Source organism: Roseateles hydrophilus (assembly GCF_026712245.1).
Taxonomy (GTDB): domain Bacteria; phylum Pseudomonadota; class Gammaproteobacteria; order Burkholderiales; family Burkholderiaceae_C; genus Pelomonas; species Pelomonas hydrophilus.
This window is the reverse complement of the sequence record NZ_JAPPUY010000003.1, coordinates 20,000-44,260: the sequence shown is the minus strand read 5'-3', so window position 1 is coordinate 44,260 and position 24,261 is coordinate 20,000. Positions and strand designations below refer to the sequence as shown.

The following is a 24,261-nucleotide window of genomic DNA, read 5'->3' as shown; positions in this document are numbered from 1 at the left end:
CATGCTGCACGATGCTGTAAGTCACGGCTGTTGGAAACTCCCAGCGGATCGCGAGGACCCGCTAGATGTGGTTCAAGCGGCTGAGTAGGTGGTCGATTCGCGCTCAGTCGCGAATCAGCAGGTCGTCCGCAGTCTTGCCAGCAGCCAGGGCTGCCTTGAACCACTCTGGACGCTTGCCGATGCCGGACCAGGTATTCCCGGCCTCATCTCGGAACTTCGCGGGGCGGGCAACCTTGACCGTCTTCGCCGCTGACTTACGTTGCTTGCGTCCCTCAACCGGAGCAACAGCCGGGGCCTTTGACTTGCGGGCACGCGTGCCGCCGAACAGATCCTCTGCAGTCAGCCCGTAGTGAGAGATGGCCTCTTTGATACGTGCAATGACGCCTTGTACTTCCTTGGAGCGCAGCGACTCCGCTTCCTTTTGCAGCTTCTGAATCTGTGCGAGAACTTGCTTGTAAGACTTTGGCATTAGATAACTCCCGGCGTTACTCAGGTCTGGGCCTGCTCGATACGTCCAATAGCTCCCTGCTCAAATGTATCCGGGGAATTGAAATTCGCGGCACCGGAGAGCCGCAGCTGCACCAGGCGCAGCATGCGGATGCTGATGAAAGCAGCTTGTAATGGCACACCCGACTGCTCGGGGCGAAGGGCGACTGAGCTGGCGGGCGAGTCTTTGTGGCAATAGCTGAACGTGAGCTTCTGCCACTGAAAGCGGTCGTAGCCCTGCCGATGGCAGTTTGGCAGCGTTTGCTGCCCGTCATTGCTTCGAGCCGAACTCACGCTGATCGCCACCAACCGGCCGTTGGGCGGCACGACGAGAGTGCGCGGGGCGGTCAGCTGTGCCCCGGAACCTGACAATGGCTGGTGGTGGGCAAACGGCACATGCTGGCGCCATATGTCGCAACCTCCAAAGACTGCTCGGAAAGCTGAGAACTCACGCCGCCGATCCGTTGCCGCCATCGCCTACGCCGATTTCGTCGACGGAAAGCGGTCGCCCACCCGGTGTCTTAGTTGGGATCGACGGCGCTGTACCAGACCAGGCCAATGTGCGCCTTGGGCAACCAGCAGTCGATGGAACTGGCAGCGACAGAGTAGGTTGCGTAGTTCAATAACCACCGGCTGGTGGTGCCATCGGGCAACACCCACTGCTCAGTTCGCGTCAACTACCAGTGCGAACTTGCTGGTCAGACCGCGCCCGTCTGACACAACTGAGCCGACAGGGCGCCGCGATATCCGAGGCGATGCAGTTCGCAGGCTGTCTGCGATTGGGAGAGCGTCAAGAGCGGGACTATTCTTCCTCGCCCCCTCTATCACACGAAATCGTGCCGTTCGCCGTGTTCAGGAACATTCGCATGAACATTGCGTTCTTCCCTGGTAACAACTCCAGATCCGGCTGGCTGCCCGCGCGGCTGGTTCGCTTTCCGACCGCAGCCCACACGAACAGCACACTGTTTGCAAAAGGGTAGGGCTTGCTCACCGGCTTCTCTCCAAACCAGCGGGTGTGCTGCACCTTCACCAAGTCGTGTTGAATGGACATGCGCTCGAACGATGCGAAGTCCTTGGCGCTTCCTGGCGCGCCCTTGGGTGAGAACTTCAACTCGATCACTGCGATGACGCTCCGATCGTTGCACACGACCAAGTCGGGGATGATCGTGCGCGAATCGAGACGCCCCTCTTTTGGCAGGCGAATGCGCGGCTCTACGTATATCTTGAAGGTGGACTTGCCTTCCGCCTCAAAACGCTGCCGCAATTCGTGCCACATCGCAGCCTGCAGGCTGCGCTCGGAATTGATCAACTGTTGCTCGTACAGGGCGCCTACACCCTCGAAGGCTGCCCGCGCCATCTTGCGCATGCCCAATCGTTTTGCACCCAATCGCTCGCTCCATTTCTTCCCTCTTTGAGACTTTAACCCTGCGCGAGATTCGTGGAGAATATTCATCTGATGGATCTGTCAGAGACTCATTCTGACGAGGCCTTGCAGACACTACCCGGCATCTTCTTCTGGCCGGCAGTGTCAGTCTGGACCTGATCCCGACAGCAGCCTTTCGGCATGGTGTGCCAGTGCGACAGCGTCTTAACTCAGAGCAAGCCCCTTGTCGCTTTAAGGCGCATCTTGGTTGGCCTTCAACTCGATGGGAGACCATCATGGGATCAGCTTGTTGAGGCTCGCAGCTAGGTGGCCCGGGGCGCTCGTGCAGAACTGATCACTCCTGCTTCCCCTGCTCATCCGTCGAGCAGGTCAGTGTGTTTTGTGTGGGTCAGTTTTGCGCGAGCATGACCACGTTTTTTGGGGGCAGTTTTCGGCGAGCGTCAACACTCAGCTTCCAGCTCGCGCAGCCGCTTGGCGTCGCTGGCCTCCATGCCACCGAACTTGGCCCGCCATTTGTAGAAGGAGCTGAAGCCCTCTCGGCGGCACAGGTCCGCCACAATCATGCCGGCGTCGGCCTGCTTGTTGAACCCGATGATCTGTTCGTCTGAGTACCTGCTTTTGCGCATCGCGCTTCCTCTCGGGTGCGCGGATTCTTCTCTATTGCCTTGGTACGGATGGCGGGTTGCAGGTCAGGCCGCACGCGGCAATGCGCTATGGCTGCGGTGAATTACAGATGACTAGTGAGCCAAGGCCTTACCGCAGCAAGACCTTTGCACTAATGATCGCTGCGTCGTTCTCGTACTTTCGGAGCGATTGAGCCGTAAGGCGTCGTTTCACCTGTCTAGACGACCAGAAAAACCACTTCCTCGATCGCGCAAGGTGTGCAAGAGCGGCTGCATCCTTGCCTGCTATTCGACCAAAGACAAGGCCTAGTTGAAATGTAGTGTTCGCATCTGCCATGCCATCTGCCATAAGCATGCTATGAACGCGAGAAATGACAACTTGCTCGTAGGCTTTGCACGTGAACAGCTTGTATCTTCCCTGCGGCACTGCATGAGTTTGGTTTACGTCTGCGAGTGAGACGCCGGACGAGTCGAGGTACGACTTGACCTCGACCAAGATCACTCGATTCCTCTTGAAGTCGAGCGCCAAGAGATCAATCTCGGGACGAGGCATGTTCGGCTTTCCTACAGACGCCTTCTCGCTGGTGGTCAAGTCCACCTTGAAGGATTGCCTAACCCAGTAGCCATCTTGCTCCAACAGAGTCCGGACAATGTATTCAAAGGAGTCACCAGCCATAGTAGTCAGTGTATATAGTTCCAATGCTCGACATCAGGGGCCAGTTGCGCGTAAGCGAAACCGGCCCCTTGCGTTTGGAATAGCTTGCATTTATGGCAGCCATGCAGTCAGCGGACCTTCGACTTAGGGGGGGCGCCCGCCGCGCGAATCCAGGTTGCGCTCATTCGTGCTCGGCCGACAGCTGCCGGGCGCGCACGCCGGCACCCGGACTCGGCCAGGAGCTTCCGGTGGCGAAGGGCGGCTATCCGGTGGCAAACTTGATGGGCATCTGTCTGCAAGAACACTGAAGCCGCATGATCCAACGCCTACCTTGCTCTGCTTGCGGTGAGTTAATTCATCCTGACACGGCGTCGAAGAACGCCGGTCTGTGTATGCCGTGCAATGGCGGCTACCGTGAGCGAATTGAAGAAGGTAAGCGGCAACGCGTACGCGAACGGGAAATCGAGAAGAGTCCTGGACGGATCTACTGGCGCGGACTTGTTGGCCGAGTTCACGGCGAGCCGAATGGCTTCTCAAGATTGCGGCCGGAGGAGAAGACCTACTACGCAATCAGGTGCCTGATTGGCGAGGTCTACAACGGCGGCTTCTACCAATACTTCGCAAACAGCTCGGGAAACATGTATGCCCATGCGATCGATGGGCTTCTCGAGTTGGAGGCTACACAGACCCTTCAGCTTCTTACTCGTGCGAAGGAGCTTTTGCTTGGTGAGCAGCCAGTGCCACTTGATCAAACTGAGCGGGACAGAATGCTTCCCGACATCGAATTATTCGGTTCTAGCTTCCGCGGCCTCGCCGAAGAACTTCGCCTTGTAGAGCAAAGGTTCTGGTCCGATCCTGAGAGTCTCGATGACCGCTGCACGGGGTTCGCGCAAAGCCACAACCTATACGGCGACCATTGACCCCCGCCGGTGAACTGCACTTTTGCCGTGCTCGCCTCGATGTTTAGTGGCTGCTTTAGGGCTGCTCATTCCGCTGATGATTGCTTCCGCTTTGGGTCGGCCACGGTCGGCCAGCGGGTGAGGAAGCAGTCATCGAATTCGCGTCGATCGACTTCGTGCCGCTCGTCATCAACGTTGGGGACGAAGGTTCGGTTTCGAAGTGCAGCCGTCGGACGGTCGGCTGAGGGGTGAAAGTCGGCTTACCGCCACCGCTACCGCCGCCATTCGCTAGCGGAGTCCGACCGTCAGCAGCCAGCCTAAAGCGCTTGCCCCGCCCAGCGTACGATCAGGCGCCGTCATGTGACGGCCTAACTTGGAAGAAGATGGCAGACGTTGACGTTGGCAAGATGTCGTATGCCGAGCTGGTATCCCTGAGGGCCAAGCTGGAGCAGGAGATCGCCGGTAAGCGCGATGAAGAGCTGAAAGTTCTAGCGGATGGCTATGCCAAGAAGTTGCAAGCCGCTGCATTCAGCGTCGAAGAGGGCATCAAGGCCCTGCTTCCTTACACCGAGGCCAAGCAGCGGGGTACGACCAACGCATCGACGTCGAACGTGCGTGTCCTCTATCGCGACCCCGCCAACCCTGCCAATACATGGAGCGGCCGAGGCCAGCCCGCGAGATGGCTGGCCCAGTATGTGGCCGCCGGACGGCAGCGTGAAGAGTTCAGGGTTGAGTCCTGATTGAGCAAGTGACCTGCCCGGCAGTTGCGGGACCGTCATTCCTAAAGGACAGCGGCCAGCGATGCCGCGCCAACAGCTCAACAGATGGCTACGGCTGTTAGTTGACGGCCGCCGCGTCACGCTCCCAGGGCAGTGATCACGCGCGCTTCTGCGACGAGCTCGGCAAACAGCGCCTCTAGAGCCTGCGGCCGCATGCCGTACGGGTCGAATTCAGCCTGAGGGGAGTATTTGAGAAACACCCGACGGTTTGCATCGGTCGTGGGCACCAAGCCCATGTTCCAGGCTCCGTAGAGGCGCGCGTCCACTTCGCTGAACGCCAGGATGGCAGGCTCGCGATGGCGCGGGTCGAGCAGGATGCGGTGGTAGAGCGCATTCACGGCCAGGTGGTCGCCCTCCAGGCACTGCAGGAAGATCCCGTTGGACAGAATCAGCGCGCCGGTGACTCCCAGCGGTGCGTTGTTGCGAACGGAGCTGCGCACGATGTCCTTGACATCGGCTGGCCCCAGAACACCGGCGCTGCGGCTGGCGTAGATCATGCGGATCAACATGCGGGGCTCCTGTGAACAGCACCAAGTCTTTCGGGCTGGGGATGCTAGGGGTTCGTTGTCAGGCTGGCAGCCGTGAGGTTGTTTGAGCCTGGCCTGTTGAGCTGCGTCTGAGGGCGATGGTGGGCGGTTGAATCGGCAGACGGAACAGCCAAACTCCACGCTATGTGCTCGAACTACAAGCCTGTGACCCTTGAGGACCGCCTGCTGGCGCACTTCGGGGTCGTACGTCCAGACGATGAGACGCCGGTCGAAACATGGCCTGGCTACCGAGCTCCGTTCATCGTGCGCGCTGACGACAAAGAAGCAGCTGGGCGCGAGGCGATGGCCGGCCAGTACGGGTTGCTGCCGCACTGGTCGAAGGACATGCTGCTCGGGCGCAAGACCTACAACTGCCGCTCGGAGACGGCCGCGGAGAAACCCAGCTTCCGCGAGGCCTGGCGCAAGCGGCGCTGGTGCATCATCCCCGCCGAAGAGCTGTACGAGCCCTGCTGGGAGACTGGCAAGGCAGTTCGCTGGGCGATTCGCCCTGTCAGCGGCCCGATGGGCGTCGCTGGCCTGTGGGGCATGTGGATTGACCCCAAGACAGGCGAGCGCGTGCCGACGTACACGATGCTCACCGTCAACGCCGATGACCATGCGCTGTACCGCCGCTTCCACCGGCCGGAAGACGAGAAGCGCATGCCTGTCATCCTGCACCCGGCAGACTTCGACGCCTGGCTGAATTGCTCCGTCGAAGCCGCCCCCAGCTTCATGAAGCAGTTCCCCGCCGAGCTGCTGGAGGCTGAGCCCAAGCCGCTGGCGCCGCGGGCCAAAGCCAAGCCGAGGCCGCTGCCGGAAGCCGGCAACCTCGACGCTGAGCCACCGCTCTTCTAGCGCGCCCCCCCAAAAGGGGGAGACAGGGGGATACGCCCGCCCCCATCCCCCTTCATTCCCCCTTCAGGGCGATATCCCCCGCGAGCACCGGCGCCGAGACTGACTCCATCGCCCGGAGACAGCCATGCGCACCCAACTCGCCTCGCTCGCCCATGCCTCAGTGATCCAGCTCCGAGACACCATCAGGCGCGTCACGCTGACGCATGTGGCTACCGACAGTCGCGATGCTGAGCGATTCCTGGATAGCGTCGTGGTGAAGGAATCCAGCTGGGGCGACTGGGTGGACACCGCCTTCGACGTGCGCCAGATCGCCCAGGAGGTGCAGCATGCTTGAGCAGCGCTATTGCCATGAACGGTTGCCCGTGAGCCGCTGGGCCCGCGAGCCTGCGACCAACCAGATCAACGCGCTCGACGCGCTGGGCGGCGTGGTCATGACCCTCACCGCCGGCCCCAACTTTGCCCCTCGTCTGGCTGCGGCTTTCCACACCACGCGGGATACACACCCTCGCTACAGTACCCTTGGGCTTCGGCCCCCTGCTTTTCCTCCCTGAGCAGGAGCCCTTCCCAGGGCAATTTACAGCCCCGGCTCGTCCGGGGCTTTCTTTTATGCGATCCATCGATGCGCTTGAACTGGTCCCAACTCGAAGCACCTCGCTGGGGACCCAGTATGTCGTCCTGAGCGATGTGCCTCAGCCTTGGCGCGAGGAACTCTGGTCGTGGTTGTCGAGCCGACAGGCTCGTTTGCTTGTCGAAGGTGTTGAGCCCGCAGCGCTCCACCATGACTGGCTCGATTGGCTGGCAAGCCTGCAGCCAAGTAGCGACTAGCGGTTCGATTGCCCCGCCGCGAACTGCTGAGCCTCGGCCGGTCTCCGGGCGGCGCGTCGTCCCCATGCCGCGGTCAGCCCAGCGACCGCGATGAGCGCCGGCGAAAACGGCTCCGGCACCCGGTTCACTTCACACAATTCGAAGGTGAAGGTGACCACCAAGACCGGGTTGGCAAAGTGGGCCTCCATGGTCACTCAAGCGCCCCAGAGCACCTCGCCTGCGCCAATACCGGGAAGGCAAAGCAGCGCTGTGTGCTTCACCCCGACTTTAGCCGCTAGCTCGATCCAAGATGAACAGCCGAACTGGTCCGACCTGAACAGCGGGACCGGAACAGCGAGGAGCGGCGGGGACCCGCCGCGGCCGCTTGGCAAGGAAGCAGCCAGTCGCGTCTGGTAGCAATCGACCCAAAGCAGGTATCCACGAAGGTCCGGTCCGGGCGTCCTCGTTCGCCGGCTCTTTCCGATCTACTTGGGAGCGGCCTGCTCGTTGATGTACTAGATGTAGGCACGGCAAAACGGTGCGCATTCCCTCGTGCGGTCGGTTGGCTCAGGAGTGCGTATGCGCCCTGGGCGACTTCGCGGGTCGCGGTAGGGACGGTGAATTACTCCCCGCCCCTACCGCGACCAGAGAACAGGCTGCGGGGTGAGGTGAGTGAGAAGGAAACTTCAACTCGCCATTGAATGGTGCCTAGCATGAGCGGCGCCGACTCGGGCCAAGGCTGGAGCGTCCTGGCTCCATGCCTCCGGACGCAGCATCAAGCCGGCCAGTTCCGACATGCCGAGTTGCAGCGCCAGCGGCGCGTAGTACTCCCGGCTTTCATCGAGGAGCCGCTGCTGGCGGGCAGGCTCCAGAGTGGCGCTGGTCGACAGGTTGTGAAGGCGATCCGCGAGCTTCACTAAGGCCAATTCTTGGCCGTGAACGGCCAGCGCAACCGCGAAGCGGCTCCTTTGCTCCTCAATCCTTTCACGACGCGTCGCCAGGACTTCCTTGCTCTTCTTGGAAAGCGCGCTGACCATCGCGGCGACCTTCTCGCCGAACATGGTCTCGATACAGGGCTCGAAGCCGGGCGCGTCCTCGACGACGTCGTGCAACAAGCCCACGACCACTGCAGTAGTAGACGCACCCCACGTAGCAACCAGGGTTGCCACGACGATCGAATGGCTGACGTACGGACGCCCGTCGGACTCGCGCGTCTGACCCGCATGGGCATCGGCGGCAAGCAGCAGAGCGGCGAGGACCGTGTCGGTATCGTGGCCGTGCCGTAGGCAGGTGTTGATCAGTTGGGCGGCGTAAAGGAGGATGTTCGAGTCGACCCGACGTCGCGGGGTTTGGTCGGTTTTCATGGCTGTGCTCCTGAGGGTGAAAGGGCACAGCAGATTTTGAGAATTGGGATGCGCGTCGTCTGGCCTCGTGTGGGGAAACCCGCTGCCTGGCCAAAACCCTCGTCCTGGCTACATCGTGACCCGCAGCAGCAGCATCGGCTGCATGACTTGCGGATTTGCAGCGGCGTTGACAAGCCAGCATTCGTACTGCAGGGCATGGTCGGGGATTGTCCCTTCCCAATGCCGCAGCAAGCGGCTGCATGCCGGTGGGCGAGGCCGCAGGAGCAGTTCAATGGCGTCGGCGGCAGGTTCCGCGCGGTCTACAGCTTCCACCTCCGCCAGGAACACGGCTTCGTGCACCAGGGTCGCATCGTCTAGAACGTCCACGAAACAAGCGGGGCCGTCCAGCACCCATTGCGCCAGGACGTCGTCCAACGCCGTACCCAGCGCCGCGTATGGAATTCTGACCGCCAAAGTGGAGCGGTCGTTCCCATGGAAGGTGGGCGGCCTGAGCCTAACGGCCTGGACGACGCCCTGTGCGCCAGCGAGCATCGATTGATTCGACTGCTTCTCGGGGCTGGCCAAGAAGCGCGCACCGGGTCGCTCCTGCGGCCCTGCCGGATTCAAGGGAGCGCCCATCACACGGCCCTGCGCCAGCAGGCGCAACTGGCTGATGCGCGCAAAGACGTCGTCCGGAGCCCAGTTGTCACCGATGCGCACCACGCCGAACAACGCATTCTGGTTTTTCATGAATTCCTCCAGACGCCGAAGCTTTGCCTTGTCGGATGAAATGTATTTGTCCATCGCCATGGCCGCGATCAAAAGGGCGATGGGGGACACGAAGCTTGGCTGCCGGCCCCAGGGCGCGTCTTTCTGTGGGAAGCCAACTTCGCCTTCGGGCCGTCGACAACGGCCGACCCAGCTTTCGGCCAAGACAGGCTGAAAGGGCACAGCAACTGTGTGATACGGGCGATGGCAGGCCCAGATCCGGATGATCGGGTGCCAGTAGGCGTTCGGTGTGCTCTTCAGATTGAGGCACCACACATCGTCCTTGCCCAAGGCTGCCGTGAACTCGCGCCAGTCAGCGTAGCCGCCCTTGCCCCAACGCTTGAATGCCTGCACGGTCCGATCAGTGCCGTCACGTCGAAGTGGCGCGAAGCATGCTTCAGGCAGGTCTTCGACCTTCGCGTCCACGGCCAGAAGGCACTGCTCCATGAGCGCGTAGATGCCGTTCCAGACCCGCTTGATCCATTCACGATCGGGCCCATGAAACACCTTTGCAGGATCACTCGGTGCGCCGATCTCCAGCAATCGAGCGATAGATTCTTTGCTAACGAGAGAAACGCCCAGAAGCTCAAGCGCGCAGGCCATGTGGTAGGACGTCTGCGCCACAGGGCTGCCAGGACTGCCGAGCCAGTTGAAATCACGCCGAGCCTGCTCCGCATTCTCCGGCCCACGCGGCAAGTTCCACGCCTGGCCAAAGCCTGCCAACCACGCCCACAACCGCTGGCCCTGGGGCCCCGCAACATCGGGCGCCACGAAGCGATGCACGCCTTCGTCGTCCGCACGCGTTTTACGCCGCCAGTAGTAGTCATTGGTCGCCGCCGAGTCCGGCTCCTGCCAAAGCCTCTCGCGCAGACCAGCCTTGATGATTTCCAACGCACTTGAACCCGGCATAGGGCGCTCCCGAAGAATTCCGTTCAAAGACCCAGTCCAACAAACCAGGCCGCCGCCACCTGCACCGAGGCGGGCGGGCGCTGCGCAAGCACTTCGGCGAAGGCCAACAAGGCCGGGTGCCGCGGGTCCATATCACTTTTGAAGCCCAGGTCCGGCAAGCCCATGCTTGCAACTGCCGCACGCAGATTCCGCGCCAAGGTCACGCCAGCGCCATTCGCTTGCCTAGCTTGCCGGGGAGCCTGCGCCAGGGCCGTGGGGAGATGCCCTTGCAGCCAGGCACCGAAGCCCTCCGGCCACCGGCCGGCGCACAGCGCGGCCTGCGTCGCATTGAACACTTCGATCGGCGAGCCGCGGGCCAAGGCCTCGCGCTGGCGACCCAGCGCCCATTGCAGCGCCAGGCTCACCAGGCTCGCATCCAGGTCCCCGACGGTGACCAAGGAGCCCATCACGCAACGCGACTGGAAGTCGAATGCATTGGCGGCCATGCCCATGGGCTCGCCCATGATTTCATCGGTCCGGGCCAGGACGCAGCAACTCAGCAGCAGCCAATGAGCATGGTGGATGGCGGGCAAATCGTAGGCGGTGAAGAGGCGGGGCGTCGCTTCCTCGTCATAGGCCAGCACCAGACCGGAATGCGCCGGGTTGCCCTCGGCGGCGCCGCCGTGACCCATGCCCACTAGCAGCCTGGTCGAGGCGGCTGCATCGGCGGGCTGCCATTCGGCGCGATCGCTCTGCAACCTGATCCCCGACGCCGTGGCTGCCTGATTCCATTGCGCCAGGCTGAGGCTGATTTCCGCATTGACCAGGGGCAAGTGCTTACGCGGGTCATTGTGGTCCGTCGCATCATGGCCGAGCACGGCCACACGCAACGCAGCATCGACCTCAAGTTGGGGCGCAGGTGCCTGGCAACTGCGGACAAAAGCGCCGACGCTGGGAAGCACCCGGATGGCGATTCCGCAATCCGCCAGCCAGCGCGTCCACGGCACCTGGTGAAGCAGGCCGGTCGGCACCAGCACGACTTCATCCACCGCATGCTGCTGCAATGCCTGCCAGACAGGGCGCAGGGCTTGCTCAAGCTCCTGCCTGAGCGCATGGTCCAGGTTCGCGGCGGCCTCCGGGTCAGCGCTCGTCGCCCGGACCGCCGTGCTATCGCCCCGGCCTGCCGGACCTTCGCGGACGGATCGCCCGCCTCGTGCAGCCAAGGCACTCACGCGAGCGAGCAAGTCGGGCAGGCGTGCCTGACAGTGCAGGGGAATCTTCAGGGCCGTCGCCTGGGCGTCCGGCTCTGGATTGGCCGAAGGTGGGAGCAGCGAGATGGCCCAGACGTTGGCAGCTTCCTTAGCAAGGTCCGGCGCCAGCATCAAAAGGACCTGTCTTGGCCGCAAGCAGCGGCGCAACTCGGCAAGTTCAAGCGCCTGCGTTTCGTTCGGTAGTTTGCCGCGCTTGCGCAGTTCAGTTTGGAACAGACGGACCTGGTTTAGCGCATACGCGTACGCACGCCGCTCCTTGCGCATGGTTTCCTTCGGCGCCTGTACATGCTGCCGGCTGTCCGAATCTGTATGACCATTGCCACCCAGGCGAGAGTCGTCATCACGCCCCTTCGTGCCCAGCAGCGTGCGGCCCAGGGAGTCAAGTGCCTGATAGCGTCGTTCCAATTCCTGCAGTTCCGGGTCGCGGCTGCCGGCCATGGCGGCACGCTGCGCACGCAGGCCCTGGCTGCGAAGAAACCATTCCGCCAACAGGTTCGCGCTGCGTGCAGCACATAGGTGCTGAAGCTCGGCCACGTAACGCTGCAGATTAGCCCGCCGCGTTTGATCTGCCTCCGGGGAACTATTGAGAGACGCGCGATGCACGCAGCTCAGCGCAGTCGCAAGCACGCTGTCATAAGCCTCCAACGCCCCGGCATCCAGACCTTGTGCCGGCGGAGTACCAGGCGCCGCGGAGGTTAGCAACTCCATTAGAGGTCCTAGGCTGTACCAGCCAAATACATCGTCAACACCCGGGGCCCGCAGGAACTGCTTCATCTGCGCCGCCAGATCCGTCAACTGCGTCAGCATGTTGGTTCCTTGCGTCGACCCCGCCTTACTCCAGACCGAACGCCAGCGTATTGACGCTGTTTCGACCCAACTCACCAAATGATGCCAATGCTCCGCCCGCAATGCCCGGCAACCAAATTCCAAAGCCAAGTCGTGAGCTTCAGCCGCGGCGTGGAACTGCCGCATGGCGCACAGGGTTGCTCCCAGTCGAGCCAGCATGTCGGCGCAATCGGACGCGAGCCGACTCTGGCCGGACCGGATCAATTCTTCATAGGCAGTCAGGGCTTGCCTATAGCGGTCCATCGCTTGTGGCAGCCCGCCTCTGCTATTCAACAAGGTTTCGGCCAGATCGCGCAGCGTGTGAGCGCGTTCGGCCGCGAACCGGGTTTGGTCGGGCCGGATCAGTTCGTCATAGGCAGCCAGGGCCTGCTCAAAGTGCTCCACAGCCTTCGGTAGCTCGCCGCTGGCGGACAAATTACGGCCCAGTTCTATCAGCATCCCAGCTCGATCGGACGCAAACTGAATTTGGCCGGACCGGATCAGTTCATCACAAGCGGCCACGGCTTGCTCGTAGCGTGCCCTCATGCGCGGTAGCTCGTCAATGCCGTGTATGAGACCACCCAGACCGTCTAGCTCATAGATGCGCTCGATGGCACCTTTGATCTGCCCGGCCTTGATCATTCCCTCAGTTGCGACCATGGCCTGCTCGTAGTAGTTCTTGGCCTTCAGCACCTCGCGCCTTCCGAAGAACCAGTGGCCCAATTGCACCAGCATGCCGACACGAACGTACGCGGATTGGCTCTGGTCGGCCTTGATCAATTCGTCATAGGCGGTCAGAGCCTGATCGACGTAACCCGCCGCCTGCTGCAGCGCACCGCTAGTTTTGGAGGCCAGACCCAAGAGGTTCAGCATGACAGCGCGCTGGCATGCAAACCGAGCCTCGCCCCTCCCAATCAACTCCTCAAACATAGCCAAGGCAGCGCTCCAATCCGCCACAGCCTCCTGAACCCGACCAGCCTCATAGGCACTCAGCCCTGCCTCGAACAACGCTTCAGCCCGCGCCTCCAAAACCTTATCCATGAAAACTTCTTCCTGTATGGCTGCTCGATCACGATGGATGACACGAAGCCTTTCTCTTTCAGCATAGCCAGGCGCATGTTGATGACCGCCGCACTTTCAAGTCCACGCCATCACTGAAATGCGGTACAACCACCACTGCCGCTGCCTGATGCAAGACACCAGCTAGGCGTGGCTGCGATGTTGCCGCAGCCGACCCGGAGCATCGCTCGGATCTGTAGGGAAAGTTGCAGGTTGGACTTCGGGAGTCGGCACGGCAGGGGATGCGCGGCAACTTCCCTATGCTCTGTCAAAAGACAAATCATCGTGATGTCAGCTGACAGCGATTGCTCGCCGGATCTCTTCCCGGTCGATTCAAGTTGTTGGGAATTTGGCTCAAGACCGGTACTGCAATCGACTTCGTCCCAGCCATTCCGAGCCGCTCGACCTCAATGAAGACAAGCGTACTCGGAGCGGCTTCACTGAACTGTTGTGCGACCTCTTCCGCGCTTCTGACGCTGCACCCCTTCACTTTCGCAATTCTGTCTCCGATCTGAACTCCAGCACTTTTCGCCGGAGAAGCCGAGCCGCAGTAAAAGTACCCTGAGACAGTTGTGGTTCCGGGGGCGAGCTCAATCCCAAAAAAGGCTCTTCGTCCGTCCGAACTGGGCTGGTGCATCCCACAAGATATAGCGCTAAGGTTCGAGTTGTTTGGTATGTCTCTTGCTGCAACTACGGCAGGGCGATTTGTCTCTGGTGATCGGGCATTCGGCCCGCCACCAGAGGACGCACAAGCTTGTAGGGCCAATGCGATGACCAGGAACTGCAGACCCCGTGAGCACGGCGCTTCAGCCATAAAGCTTTGACCGCATCAAGGTCGCGGCCTTCACATCATTCTTGCCGTCGGCATAAAGCACGGTTTCGAGGTCCCATCCGGCGGTAGTCGGCTTCGATGCCACCGAGTAGCGTCGACCTGCAATGACTCGGGAATCCTCGCCCATGGTAGGACGAAGCATTGCGGCAACTCGATCGGCATCACGCGCGGAATAGTCGTGATAACCGTCCTCGACCGGCACGGGCATGATTAAACCGTGGCGAGTCTTTTCAGTGAACTTGGAGACTTCGGCAGTGGATATCGTGCCGCTGAACTTGCCGCGCTCGGCCGCAATCAAACCGTTCGAGAGGCCCATGTATGTGCCTTGATCATCGACATCGTCTGTCCACCCTTGCCGAGCAGGAACATCTCGATTGAATGCTGCTTCTTGGCGAACGCCATGGCTACCCACTTGGTAGGAAAGGATTCTGAACTGAAATTCCTGACGCATGCGCTCAATTGCCATCTGAATGTTTGCTGTTTCTCGGTTGGACTCCGCATTGCGATCGGCCGCGACCTTTGCGGAGAGAACGAGACCTCCGGCTGAAATCAGACTGAGGTAGATCGCAAGGACCGCAGGCGCGATCGCGAGTGCAGGCAACGGGGCCAAGACCATAGCCGCACCGCTAAAAATCAATGCACGACGCTTCATAGCAGACCTCCTGCTTGGATGTGAGAAATCGGGGGAGGACGCTAGATCAACTTGGAGCTGAACTAGCGCCCTGTTGAGTAGCTACCAGCCAGAGCAGCCCTGGACGAACCCCACAGCGGCTCCACGACGGCCCCCTTGTGCGTAGCCGAATGCCGCTCCCGCCATGCAACGAGGCATGCGCTCCGAGATCCGATCAATTGCCTGAGGCGACATCTGAACAGGAACCGGCGGGAAGCCAATCGCGCGCAGCGAGGAATCCGGATACATGAACTTGCTCTGTTCGGCTTGGCGCTGCTGGGGGGCGGGGGGGGCTTGCACGTAGTAGTACTGCTGCGCCCGACGAGCCTGCTCGCGCTGCATCTGCTGGTACTGCACGCTCGGTTGAAGCGTACTCCCCGCACCGGTGTACTGCTGAGCGTGAGCAGGGGACAGCGTGAACAGCGCGGTGGCGAGGATTGCCAGAGCGGGCGTGGCGTGACCCGTTAGCTGGTGAGCGACTTTCATTGCGAACTCCTAAGGTTGAGGATGTTGCCGCCGTTCTGAATGAGTCGACGACGGTGAAATCTTCAGCCTCAAGGAGCAAAAATCGCGTCAACTTTGTGGGGAAACTTTCCTCGCGGGCCCAGCCACCGTGAAAGCCCCAGGTACAAGCTCATGATGGCAAGCAGGGGCTGCAAAGCTGGTCTCGTGATACAGAGTCAGGTCGCACCAACCATCCCAACCTCTGAAAGTTGGCCCTAGTCCTGCAGTGAATGAACGTCGGCTGTCGGCTGTTCCATCCGGCGGTCCGTACGACGGCTGCTGGCCGGGTGCGGCCTGACAGGTCTCGGAACTTCGCGCCCTACAGCTGTCGGTCAGTTTGTCCCCGCTTGAGGGCTGCCCCCCGCCAAGCAATTGACCCAGTGTGCTGAGGGTGCGAGACCAGCGGACCCGGTGATCAAGTCGCTGGACTGAGCGCTCAGCAGCATCGGAATCTGCCGGCGCCAGCCCACCGAGCCCCGCCCATCGGCCTGGCCACGGAAGCATCGGCGGCCTGCACGCAAGGGTGGACGGCAGGCGCTGGGATGGTGTACTGTATAAATAAACAGTATATGCCGCACATGCTCGCGCCCACCCAGACGGAGCTCATCCTGAGCTCTGCCCCCGAACCCAAGCCCCTCACCCCGGTTGTCCCGGCTGAGACGGTTAGGGCCGTGCCTGTGCAGGACCCCGCCCCCGTGGTTGATGGCGCGCCCCCCGAGGTTCCACCCCAGTTGCTCGATACCGTGTGGCGCGCCAACCAGTTGGGCGGCAGCCGCGCGGGTTTCGTCTCCACCGGCTTTGCGGCCTTGGATGCGGCGCTGGTGGACGGCGGCTGGCCCTTGGGCTGCCTCATCGAGATCCTGCAGCCACAGCCCTCCTTGCTGGAGTGGCGACTGGTTGGGCCGAGCCTGCGCCCCCTGGTCAGCGGCGGCCGCTCGGTGGTGGTCATCGGCCACCCCAAGCGCCCCAACCCGGACGGTCTTCGCCACCTGGGTATCGAGGAAGACAACCTGCTTTGGGTCAAGGTCGACCCGCCGTCCCAGCGGCTGTGGGCCACCGAGCAGGCCATCCGCTCCAACGCTGCAGCTGCCATCTTGACCTGGCTGCCGCAGGCCAGGCCAGAGCAACTCCGCCGCTTGCAGGTCTTGGCCCAAGGCTGCGAAGGCCCTGTCTTCATCATCCGACCTGTGCACGCTCGGCACGACCCGTCACCAGCCCCTCTGCGCGTGTTCGCGTCCCTGCTGGTCGACTGGCAGATGCGGGTTGAAGTCTTCAAGCGCCGCGGTGCGCCTTTGGAGGCACCGCTGACGCTCCCTTCCATCCCCGGCGGTTTGGACCATGTGCTCACCCGGCGCATGCGTCGTCCCAGCCAGCTCATCGCCCTCATGGAGGCCCAACGTGCTCTGGGTCGCCCTCGTCATCTCGCCCACGCCACCGCCAGAACCGCCGCAGACGCCATCGCCCGAGCAGCCAGCCTCGCCTGATCCCCTGGACGGCCTGGCGCTGTGGTGCCTGCAGTTCACGCCCCGGGTGGCCAAGCTGGAAGGCTGTGCGGTCGTGGCGGAGGTCCAGGCAAGCCTGAAGCTCTTCAAGGGAGAGGCTGCACTCAAGGCCCGCATCCGCGATGAAGCGCCGGACCTGGGTGTCATCGGCATGGGGTGGGCGCCTCATGCCCTGGCTGCGCTGGTGCTGGCCAGATGCGGCGTCCATGATCTCGGCGAGCAAGACCTGCAGACCGTCCTGGACGCACTGCCGCTGACCGAGCTCACCGAGGCGGCCCAGCACGCCGAGGTGCTGGCCCGCATGGGGGTGACCACGCTGGGGCAGTTGCGCCGGCTCCCCCGCGACGGCGTCAGCCGACGCTGGGGTGACCGGCTGCTCCTGGCCTTGGACCAGGCCTATGGCCGCATGCCCGAGGCCTTCAAGTGGGAGGTCATCCCCGAGACCTTTCACATCCGCTACGAGTTGCCGGCCAGGGAAGACAACGCATCAGCGCTGCTCACGTATGCGCGACCCATGCTGATGCAGATGTGCGGCTGGCTCACAGCCAAGCACGCGGGTGCCGAGGGCTACACGCTGCGCTGGGTGCACGACGCCATGCGGGCCAAAGACGCTGGCGACGGGGGCGCGGTGACGATCCGGTCAGCCGAGCCCATGCGCGATCTGGAGCACTTCACGCGGCTGTTGGCGGAGCACCTGGCGCAGGTGCAACTGCCCGCACCGGTGGGTGAGTTGCAACTGGCGGCGGTGGGCGTCGAGCGCGTGACCGAGCAGTCCCTGTCGCTGCTGCCGCAGAGCCTGGGCAGCGGCGAATCACTGATCCTGCTGGCTGAGCGCCTGGCTGCGCGGTTTGGGGCCGAGTGCGTCCTGACGCCCTACCGCTGTGACGACCACCGCTCCGGCTTTGCTGCCCGTTGGTCGCCGGCGGCCAAGCGAAGGCCTCGCAAGCCAGAGCCTGTGCCAGAGCTTCCTGCGCCGACCATGCTGCAGGAGGCCCCCTTGCGACTGGCCGTGCGGGATGGATGCCCGCATTACCAAGGCCCGTTGACCTTGTTGGTCGGGCCCGAGTTGGTGGAGTGCGGCTGGTGGGACCGGGTACCCGGTGTGGGAACGACGAACAGCGTTCAGCGCGACTACTGGGTGGCGGTGTCGGAGACGGCTGGCACGTTGTCGATCTTCTGCGAGCAACTCGACAGCGGCGAGTTGGCCTGGTTCCTCGATGGCGTCTACGCCTGAGCCCATGGTGTCGCGATGGCCGAGCTTCCCGCCTACGCCGAGCTGCGTTGCATCAGCAACTTTTCCTTTCTCAAGGGGGCCAGTTGGCCCCAGGAGTTGGTCGAGCGCGCGCACCAACTGGGCTACGCCGCCATCGCAATCACCGATGAGTGCTCGGTGGCGGGCATCGTGCGCGCGCATGTCGAGGCCAAGGCCCGGGGCATCAAGCTGCTGGTGGGCAGCCAGTTCGACGTCGACTGTGCATTCCCGTTCACGCTCGTGGTGCTGGCCTGCAACATCAACGGCTACGGCAACCTCTGCCAGTTCATCTCGCAGCTGCGCCGTGCTGCGGCGAAGGGCAGCTACCGGCTGGCGCTGGAGGATCTTCTGGGCGGCGTGCTGGATGACTGTGTCGTCATCGCCTGCCCACAGCGCCACGCCAAGGCCGAGGCCTTGCTGCAGCTGGGCCGCTGGCTGCTGACCCACTTCATCGGCCGTGCCTGGCTGGGGCTGGACCAGTTGCGCCGCAGTGATGACGAGATCCGCCTGGAGCGGCTGCGTGCCGTGAGCGCGGAGACCGAGATTCCGCTGGTGGCAGTTGGCGACTCCACCATGCATGTCCGCGGTCGCAAGGCGCTGATGGACGTCATGACGGCCGTACGCCTGCGCAAGCCACTGACCGAGTGCGGCAAGGCGCTGGACATCAATGCCGAGCGCCACCTGCGCACGCGTGGACGCCTGGCCAGAACCTTTCCGGCGGACCTCATCGCCCAGACCGTGGTCGTGGCCGACCGCTGCGACTTCAGCCTGGATGAGATCCGGTACCACTACCCCAGCGAGGTCGTGCCGGAGGGCGAGACGCCCGCGAGCCACCTGCGCCGCATCACCTACGAAGGAGCCGGCCGGCGCTGGCCGGATGGCATCCCCGCTGCGGTGAGCGAGCAGATCGAGAAGGAGCTGGAGCTGATCAGCGAGCTCCGCTACGAGCACTACTTCCTGACAGTCGCCGACATCGTGCAGTTTGCGCGCAGCCGGCACATCCTCTGCCAGGGCCGCGGCTCGGCCGCGAACTCGGTGGTCTGCTACGCCACCGGCGTGACTGAGGTCGACCCGGCGCGGCTGTCTACGCTTCTGGAGCGCTTCATCAGCCGGGAGCGCGATGAGCCGCCAGACATCGACATCGACTTCGAGCACGAGCGGCGCGAGGAGGTGATCCAGTACCTCTACGAGAAGTACGGCCGCGCGCGTGCTGCCCTGACCGCCGTCGTGATCTCGTACCGCATCAAGAGTGCCCTCAAGGACGTGGGCAAGGCCTTGGGCTTCGAGCTGGAGTTCTTGCAGCGGCTCAACGACAACTTTCCCTGGTGGGAGAACGAGGTCGATCCACAGCGGCTGCGCGAGGTCGGGATCGATGTCGAGGACCTGGGCGTGCAGCAGCTCATCGCGCTGGTGCGTCAGATCCTCAACATGCCGCGCCACATGTCCCAGCACCCGGGCGGCTTCGTGCTCAGCAACGGCCCACTCACGCGGCTTGTGCCGGTGGAGAACGCATCGATGGAGGACCGCACCATCATCCAGTGGGACAAGGATGACATCGATGCAGTCGGCCTCATGAAGGTCGACGTGCTGGGCCTGGGCATGCTCACGGCGATCCGCAAGACGCTCAACCTGGTCAGCCAGACCAAGGGCTACGAGTTCCTCATGCAGGACATCCCGCCCGAGGACCCGCAGACCTACGACATGATCTGCCGTGCCGAGACCATCGGCGTGTTCCAGATCGAGAGCAGGGCCCAGCGGGCGAGCTTGCCGCGTATGCAGCCGCGCTGCTTCTACGACCTGGTGGTGGAAGTCGCCATCGTGCGCCCCGGCCCCATCCAAGGCGGCATGGTGCATCCCTACCTGAACCGCCGGCAGGGGCTGGAGTCGGTGGTGATCCCCAGCGAGGAACTCCGCCCTGCGCTTGAGCGCACCCTGGGCGTGCCGATCTTTCAGGAGCAGGTCATGCAGATCGCGATGATCGCGGCCGGCTACACGGGGGGTGAAGCCGATGGCCTGCGTCGTGACATGGCGGCCTGGAAGCGCAAGGGCGGCTTGCAGAAGCACTACGACAAGATCACCAAGGGCATGGCCGCCCGGGGCTACGACGCAGCGTTTGCGGAGTCCATCTTCAAGCAGATCCAGGGCTTCAGCGAGTATGGGTTTCCGGAATCCCACGCGGCGTCGTTTGCGCTGCTGGTCTACGCCAGCTGCTGGCTCAAGTGCCACCACCCGATGGAGTTCTTCGCGGCGATGGTGAACGCCCAGCCGCTGGGCTTTTACAGCACCAGCCAGTTGCTGCAGGACGCCCAGCGCAACGGCGTGACGGTCCTGCCGCCTGACGTGCTGCACAGTGACTGGGAGTGCACGCTGGAGCCCCATGACGGCGGCACGGCCGTGCGGCTGGGCCTGAAGATCATCAAGGGCTTGCAGCAGGCCTCGGTCGAGGCGCTGTGCCGGGTCAGAGCGACTCAGCTCTTCACCAGCGCCGAGGATCTCGCCCGTCGTGCGGGCTTGAATCAGCAGCAGATGACGGTGCTCGCGTCGGCAGACGCGCTGGCCAGCTTGAGCGGTCATCGTCGCCAGCAGGTCTGGACGGCATCCGCCCTCAGGAGTACGCCGCCCTTGCTCAGGGATGCGCCGGTGCATGAGGACTACCTGGAATTGCCGCAGGCCCCTGAGGGCGAGGAAGTGACCTTCGACTACGCCTCGCTTCGCATGACGCTGCGCAGCCATCCCCTGCTCTTGCTGCGGCCCACGCTGCAGGCGCTTCCCAACCGCCGACTGTTGACGTCACGGCAGCTCATGGACGTGCCAGATGGCGCCGAGGTGCAGACCGTAGGCCTGGTGACCACCCGGCAGCGACCGGAGACCGCCAACGGCGTGATCTTTGTGTCGCTGGAGGACGAGGAAGGCGAGATCCAGTTGATCGTCTACAGCGTGATCGCGGAGAAGCCGCACCTCAGGCCTGTGGTGCTGGGCGCGCGGCTGATGGCGGTGAAGGGGCGCTGGCAGCGGCAAGGCGCGGTGTGCAACATCATCGCCAAGCACCTGGAGGATCTGACGCCGATGCTGGGCGAACTCCCGACGAAGAGTCGGGACTTCAAGTGAGCCCAAGACCCAGCGGCTCGCGTACAAAGCGGACCTTCTCAACCGTGCTTGGATAAATGTCGATGAACTCTGCCGTCCGTGTCTTGATGGCTGCTGGATTTGCTGCGCTCGTGGCCACGCCGCACCAGGCGCATGCCTGGGGTGCCAACGGACATCGCCTGATCGCTGAACTGGCGGAAGCCAAGCTGCCGGCCGCCACCAGAGCCAAGGTGCAGGAACTCCTGAAGCTGGAGCCGGGGGCGACGCTGGTGTCGATCGCGACATGGGCGGATGAGACCCGTTCGCCCAGCACGGCGGCGTGGCACTACGTGAACTTCGCGCGAGGGGGTGACTGCACCTACGAGCAGCCGCGGGACTGCCCTGAGGGCAAATGTGTCGTAGTGGCGCTGGAGCGCAACCTGGCCGTGCTCGCCAGCGCCCAGCCGGCTGAGGAACGGCTAACAGCCTTGAAGTGGGTCGTGCACCTCGTCGGTGATGTCCATCAGCCGCTGCACGCAGGATTTGCGGACGACAAGGGCGGCAACCTGTTCCAGTTGCGAGCCTTCAACCGCGGCACCAACCTGCACAGCTTGTGGGACGGCGGCGTCATCCTTAACTGGCCAGGCGGTGAAGAGCAACTCCGGGCCGCGGTGACGACCGCTGCAGCGCCTCAGGCGGTTGGCAAGCCCAGTGAGTGGGCGTCGGAGGCCTGCCGGGTGGCTGCTGCGCCAGACTTCTATCCCGAGGAGCGGATGGTTCCGGACAGCTACTTCGAGCGGTGGCGGCCCGTCATTGCCGAACGGCTGAACGCGGCGGCCGCGCGTCTGGCGGTGTTGCTGGCGAAGACGCTTTGATGGACAGGGCAGCAAGGTACTTGCTGCCCTGTCAGTGCCTTTCGCCGCGGGTGGGCAAGGTCAGCGTTGCAGCGGTTGCGGTCCCTGACCACCGGACCGCGACTTCACGCTCAAGGAAACAACGCGGTCGCTGAAGCGCCCATGCTGCATGGCTCTGGATCGTCCTGGGCGCGTGGATGCAGGAAAGCCTGGCTGCGCCGCGCGCACAAGGCGATCTCATCGAGCATTGGGCGCTGCCCGAGCCAGCGGGCCATGCTCTGTGGAAGGGCCACCTCTCCCGATGGCGTGAACGCCTCAACGTGTCAGGCTCGGGGAGGTGGCCAAGTTGGCTTATGGCTCAGTCATATTCCTGGTCAGCGCTGCGCTGTTCCTCCCAGTCATCAGGCCTCTCGTCGTAGCCAAGAGACTGCCAGTAGGCGTCGTGCTAGTCATTCAGTTGGCGCGAGCGGTTGTCATGGTCGGCTTGGCTCGGCTGACGTCTGCTTGTGCTCATGTGTGCTCAAGACACCGTGGTTAAGGCGGCTACGGACCCACGGTCACAGCAAACCGCCCAGACGCTTTTCCACTTTTCATCAGGGCGAGGCAGGGCGTCCAGAACGGGACGGCAGACATCGCATAACCTCCGCGCCCGGACCAGCAGCGAGTTGACTGCTGGCGATAGGGTGCGCCGGAGGACTGCGGGGCACCGCTACTGAAGAACAACAGGGAGGAAAGATGGCCACAAAGTACGAAAAAGCATCCGTCAATGCGGTTCAACGTGCATTCAAACTGCACTGGGAATTCACTGGCGGACTTCCCCTCACCTTCGCGCCGGAGGCATTCATTCAGGGGCAGATCGCGCAAGCACTACACAAGCTGGGCTTGTTTGTGACGCTTGAGTCGAAGGTCTACGAAACCCTCATGGAGGCCGGTGCGGAGATGCGCGGTAAGCCGATGAAACGAGGGAAGGGCAGGCTTGACTTGGTTACCTGGTGGAAGAACGGCAAGCCACGGCACATCATCGAGGTCAAGAAGTTGCGGCACAAGGAAGCCGTCACTGCGGACATCAAGCGCATCCGCGGAATCCTCAAGCGGGGTGGAACCACTCGCCAAGGTTTGGTCATCATCTACGCGGACGCGAAGCGCCCCGACACGGTTGTTCGGCGCATCGAGTTCGCCGCGAAGACCAACGGCGTCAAACTCGTTGACAGGTCCGGCGTGCAGGAGTTCTCCTCTCCTTTGGACAACGACAGGACTCGGCACTACGAAGCCGCTTGCTTGCGAGTCTGCAGGCTTCCGAAGCAGCCTTGACAGCGGGACCTCCAAAGCACGATGCCGATCAGCACAAACCATAGATTTATCGAAGGCGCGCGAGCTATCGCTCGGTATGCTGGCACGGAGGCGCTGCTGAGCGCGCTGCAGCAGCCGGTTGTTGACTTCGCCAACCGCGTCAGGTGTACGAGCGTTGGTTCCTCGGGAAGCACGCCTCGAGGGATCACCTTCCGGCTTGATGGGCGAAAGGAGGACTTGTTCGCCTTCTGGGTGGAGCGTTTGGCCGACAAGAAGCGCGGGCTGGGTGCCATCTCCTTCGACCCGGCCAGGGTCAGCGACGAACTGCGCCCCGAGTTCACGAAGCTTCTCCGTGACTTGCAGCGGATGACGGGTGAGACAGTGTTGAATAACGGCAACTATCCGTCTGAAGCCATCGGCTTCGTCACCGTTAGCGACGGCCTCGCAGTGATCCGTGCCCTCGACCAGTTCGTCGGAGATGCCTTCGACCGACTTGGAACGCGCGCATTTGCTCCGTACGATCCCACGCAAAGGGGAGGGCGGAAGAAGAAGTCGTCTGAAACTTCACTGCTGACGTGGGACGCTGACAGTGCGCCACCGGGCGTAGACCCCAAGGTTTGGGCTCAAATCAGGCCCCGACGCGGGCAGCAGAAGTTCCGTCAACGACTGATGCGTGCTTACGACGGTCGCTGCGCAGTAACCGGTTGCTCCGTCGAGGCAGCGCTGGAAGCGGCTCACGTAACGCCGTACTCGCATGACGCTGTGTACGAGGTGACGGATGGGGTGCTGCTGCGCGCCGACGTCCACACCCTGTTTGATCTTCATCTCATATCGGTGGACCCGGCGACATACACGGTGCGTGTCGCGCTGTCTTTGTTGGCGGACTATGGAGCGTGGAACGGTCAGCCGCTTCGGCTACCCGCTGACGGAGCCCAGTACCCGTGCGCGCAACGCTTGGAAGCGCATTACGCGGAGTGGCGACGGCTTGCTGTAACTCGCGGGTAGCAGTCGCCGAGGAGGCTACATTGCAACGAGGACTGCCGGCGCGCAGCACCCCTGGTTGTGTCGCCGCTATCGGTTTGCCGCGTCGTCGGCAAACAGAGTCGCGTCATCTTCAGCATCCAC

General features: G+C 62.8%; 21 protein-coding genes and 1 pseudogene. 11 read left to right on the top strand and 11 right to left on the bottom strand.

The genetic code is table 11. The features are described 5' to 3' along the window. Positions 1–103: 103 nt before the first annotated feature. The 4 genes and pseudogenes from NYO99_RS11895 to NYO99_RS11880 form a co-directional block, all read right to left on the bottom strand. Complete coding sequence (locus NYO99_RS11895) at positions 104–469, bottom strand: H-NS histone family protein (protein ID WP_268167421.1); 366 nt, start codon at positions 467–469, stop codon at positions 104–106. A 20-nt stretch (positions 470–489) separates the two neighbouring features. Continuing rightward, entirely contained in the window at positions 490–882 is a 393-nt protein-coding gene (locus NYO99_RS11890; protein ID WP_268167420.1) for a hypothetical protein, read from the bottom strand. Positions 883–1,288: 406 nt separating this feature from the next. Continuing rightward, positions 1,289–1,939 carry a hypothetical protein gene (locus NYO99_RS11885; protein WP_268167419.1) on the bottom strand — a complete coding sequence of 217 codons (651 nt, stop codon included), beginning with the start codon at positions 1,937–1,939 and terminating at the stop codon, positions 1,289–1,291. Between the two features lie 377 nt (positions 1,940–2,316). Then, positions 2,317–2,496, bottom strand: a pseudogene (locus tag NYO99_RS11880) (transposase); the annotation flags it as partial. A 966-nt stretch (positions 2,497–3,462) separates the two neighbouring features. On the opposite strand from NYO99_RS11880, the gene NYO99_RS11875 reads away from it, so the two are divergent. Then, positions 3,463–4,068 (top strand): DMP19 family protein, encoded by a 606-nt coding sequence (locus tag NYO99_RS11875; protein ID WP_268167418.1) that lies wholly within the window; start codon positions 3,463–3,465, stop codon positions 4,066–4,068. Positions 4,069–4,430: 362 nt separating this feature from the next. Then, positions 4,431–4,787, top strand: a complete 357-nt coding sequence (locus tag NYO99_RS11870) for an H-NS histone family protein (RefSeq protein ID WP_268167417.1) — start codon at positions 4,431–4,433, stop codon at positions 4,785–4,787. Positions 4,788–4,903: 116 nt separating this feature from the next. Here the strand turns inward: NYO99_RS11870 and NYO99_RS11865 are convergent, their stop codons facing one another. Next, on the bottom strand, positions 4,904–5,335 hold the full coding sequence (locus NYO99_RS11865; protein ID WP_268167416.1) for a BLUF domain-containing protein: 432 nt from the start codon (positions 5,333–5,335) through the stop codon (positions 4,904–4,906). 162 nt (positions 5,336–5,497) lie between these two features. Between NYO99_RS11865 and NYO99_RS11860 the strand changes: the two genes are divergently transcribed. The 3 genes from NYO99_RS11860 (at position 5,498) to NYO99_RS11850 (ending at position 6,759) form a co-directional block, all read left to right on the top strand. Beyond that, on the top strand, positions 5,498–6,208 hold the full coding sequence (locus tag NYO99_RS11860) for an SOS response-associated peptidase (RefSeq protein ID WP_268167415.1): 711 nt from the start codon (positions 5,498–5,500) through the stop codon (positions 6,206–6,208). Between the two features lie 124 nt (positions 6,209–6,332). Further along, positions 6,333–6,542, top strand: a complete 210-nt coding sequence (locus NYO99_RS11855) for a hypothetical protein (protein WP_268167414.1) — start codon at positions 6,333–6,335, stop codon at positions 6,540–6,542. Then, the gene (locus NYO99_RS11850; protein WP_268167413.1) at positions 6,535–6,759 is read left to right on the top strand and encodes a hypothetical protein; all 225 of its coding nucleotides are present in this window, start codon (positions 6,535–6,537) and stop codon (positions 6,757–6,759) included. Before NYO99_RS11855 ends, NYO99_RS11850 begins: the two co-directional genes overlap by 8 nt. A 270-nt stretch (positions 6,760–7,029) precedes the next feature. On the opposite strand, the gene NYO99_RS11845 is transcribed toward NYO99_RS11850, so the two are convergent. The 6 genes from NYO99_RS11845 to NYO99_RS11820 form a co-directional block, all read right to left on the bottom strand. Then, positions 7,030–7,221, bottom strand: coding sequence for a hypothetical protein (locus tag NYO99_RS11845; protein ID WP_268167412.1), 192 nt, complete (start codon positions 7,219–7,221; stop codon positions 7,030–7,032). Between the two features lie 477 nt (positions 7,222–7,698). Next, entirely contained in the window at positions 7,699–8,376 is a 678-nt protein-coding gene (locus NYO99_RS11840; protein ID WP_268167411.1) for an HD domain-containing protein, read from the bottom strand. Positions 8,377–8,484: 108 nt separating this feature from the next. Next, on the bottom strand, positions 8,485–10,014 hold the full coding sequence (locus tag NYO99_RS11835; protein ID WP_268167410.1) for a hypothetical protein: 1,530 nt from the start codon (positions 10,012–10,014) through the stop codon (positions 8,485–8,487). 41 nt (positions 10,015–10,055) lie between these two features. After that, positions 10,056–13,148, bottom strand: coding sequence for a tetratricopeptide repeat protein (locus tag NYO99_RS11830; RefSeq protein ID WP_268167409.1), 3,093 nt, complete (start codon positions 13,146–13,148; stop codon positions 10,056–10,058). A gap of 824 nt (positions 13,149–13,972) precedes the next feature. Beyond that, positions 13,973–14,650 (bottom strand): hypothetical protein, encoded by a 678-nt coding sequence (locus tag NYO99_RS11825; protein WP_268167408.1) that lies wholly within the window; start codon positions 14,648–14,650, stop codon positions 13,973–13,975. Positions 14,651–14,731: 81 nt separating this feature from the next. Beyond that, positions 14,732–15,154 (bottom strand): hypothetical protein, encoded by a 423-nt coding sequence (locus NYO99_RS11820; protein ID WP_268167407.1) that lies wholly within the window; start codon positions 15,152–15,154, stop codon positions 14,732–14,734. A 596-nt stretch (positions 15,155–15,750) separates the two neighbouring features. Between NYO99_RS11820 and imuA the strand changes: the two genes are divergently transcribed. The 6 genes from imuA to NYO99_RS11790 all read left to right on the top strand — a co-directional run bounded on the left by imuA (position 15,751) and on the right by NYO99_RS11790 (position 24,141). Next, on the top strand, positions 15,751–16,656 hold the full coding sequence (imuA, locus tag NYO99_RS11815; RefSeq protein ID WP_268167406.1) for a translesion DNA synthesis-associated protein ImuA: 906 nt from the start codon (positions 15,751–15,753) through the stop codon (positions 16,654–16,656). Further along, positions 16,571–17,908 carry a Y-family DNA polymerase gene (locus NYO99_RS11810; RefSeq protein ID WP_268167405.1) on the top strand — a complete coding sequence of 446 codons (1,338 nt, stop codon included), beginning with the start codon at positions 16,571–16,573 and terminating at the stop codon, positions 17,906–17,908. Before imuA ends, NYO99_RS11810 begins: the two co-directional genes overlap by 86 nt. Positions 17,909–17,923: 15 nt before the next feature. Next, the gene (locus tag NYO99_RS11805; protein ID WP_268167404.1) at positions 17,924–21,034 is read left to right on the top strand and encodes an error-prone DNA polymerase; all 3,111 of its coding nucleotides are present in this window, start codon (positions 17,924–17,926) and stop codon (positions 21,032–21,034) included. Between the two features lie 62 nt (positions 21,035–21,096). Next, positions 21,097–21,867 (top strand): S1/P1 nuclease, encoded by a 771-nt coding sequence (locus NYO99_RS11800; RefSeq protein ID WP_268167403.1) that lies wholly within the window; start codon positions 21,097–21,099, stop codon positions 21,865–21,867. A gap of 714 nt (positions 21,868–22,581) precedes the next feature. After that, the gene (locus tag NYO99_RS11795) at positions 22,582–23,157 is read left to right on the top strand and encodes a hypothetical protein (RefSeq protein WP_268167402.1); all 576 of its coding nucleotides are present in this window, start codon (positions 22,582–22,584) and stop codon (positions 23,155–23,157) included. A 216-nt stretch (positions 23,158–23,373) separates the two neighbouring features. Beyond that, the gene (locus NYO99_RS11790; RefSeq protein WP_268167401.1) at positions 23,374–24,141 is read left to right on the top strand and encodes an HNH endonuclease; all 768 of its coding nucleotides are present in this window, start codon (positions 23,374–23,376) and stop codon (positions 24,139–24,141) included. Positions 24,142–24,261 lie beyond the last annotated feature (120 nt).

Bases quoted from the DNA above. Each gene is read 5' to 3' on its own strand.
- NYO99_RS11895 (WP_268167421.1), bottom strand. From the start codon at position 469: ATGCCAAAGTCTTACAAGCAAGTTCTCGCACAGATTCAGAAGCTGCAA.
- NYO99_RS11885 (WP_268167419.1), bottom strand. From the start codon at position 1,939: ATGAATATTCTCCACGAATCTCGCGCAGGGTTAAAGTCTCAAAGAGGG.
- NYO99_RS11875 (WP_268167418.1), top strand. From the start codon at position 3,463: ATGATCCAACGCCTACCTTGCTCTGCTTGCGGTGAGTTAATTCATCCT.
- NYO99_RS11870 (WP_268167417.1), top strand. From the start codon at position 4,431: ATGGCAGACGTTGACGTTGGCAAGATGTCGTATGCCGAGCTGGTATCC.
- NYO99_RS11865 (WP_268167416.1), bottom strand. From the start codon at position 5,335: ATGTTGATCCGCATGATCTACGCCAGCCGCAGCGCCGGTGTTCTGGGG.
- NYO99_RS11860 (WP_268167415.1), top strand. From the start codon at position 5,498: ATGTGCTCGAACTACAAGCCTGTGACCCTTGAGGACCGCCTGCTGGCG.
- NYO99_RS11855 (WP_268167414.1), top strand. From the start codon at position 6,333: ATGCGCACCCAACTCGCCTCGCTCGCCCATGCCTCAGTGATCCAGCTC.
- NYO99_RS11850 (WP_268167413.1), top strand. From the start codon at position 6,535: ATGCTTGAGCAGCGCTATTGCCATGAACGGTTGCCCGTGAGCCGCTGG.
- NYO99_RS11845 (WP_268167412.1), bottom strand. From the start codon at position 7,221: ATGGAGGCCCACTTTGCCAACCCGGTCTTGGTGGTCACCTTCACCTTC.
- NYO99_RS11840 (WP_268167411.1), bottom strand. From the start codon at position 8,376: ATGAAAACCGACCAAACCCCGCGACGTCGGGTCGACTCGAACATCCTC.
- NYO99_RS11830 (WP_268167409.1), bottom strand. From the start codon at position 13,148: ATGGATAAGGTTTTGGAGGCGCGGGCTGAAGCGTTGTTCGAGGCAGGG.
- NYO99_RS11825 (WP_268167408.1), bottom strand. From the start codon at position 14,650: ATGAAGCGTCGTGCATTGATTTTTAGCGGTGCGGCTATGGTCTTGGCC.
- NYO99_RS11820 (WP_268167407.1), bottom strand. From the start codon at position 15,154: ATGAAAGTCGCTCACCAGCTAACGGGTCACGCCACGCCCGCTCTGGCA.
- imuA (WP_268167406.1), top strand. From the start codon at position 15,751: ATGCTCGCGCCCACCCAGACGGAGCTCATCCTGAGCTCTGCCCCCGAA.
- NYO99_RS11805 (WP_268167404.1), top strand. From the start codon at position 17,924: ATGGCCGAGCTTCCCGCCTACGCCGAGCTGCGTTGCATCAGCAACTTT.
- NYO99_RS11800 (WP_268167403.1), top strand. From the start codon at position 21,097: ATGAACTCTGCCGTCCGTGTCTTGATGGCTGCTGGATTTGCTGCGCTC.
- NYO99_RS11795 (WP_268167402.1), top strand. From the start codon at position 22,582: ATGGCCACAAAGTACGAAAAAGCATCCGTCAATGCGGTTCAACGTGCA.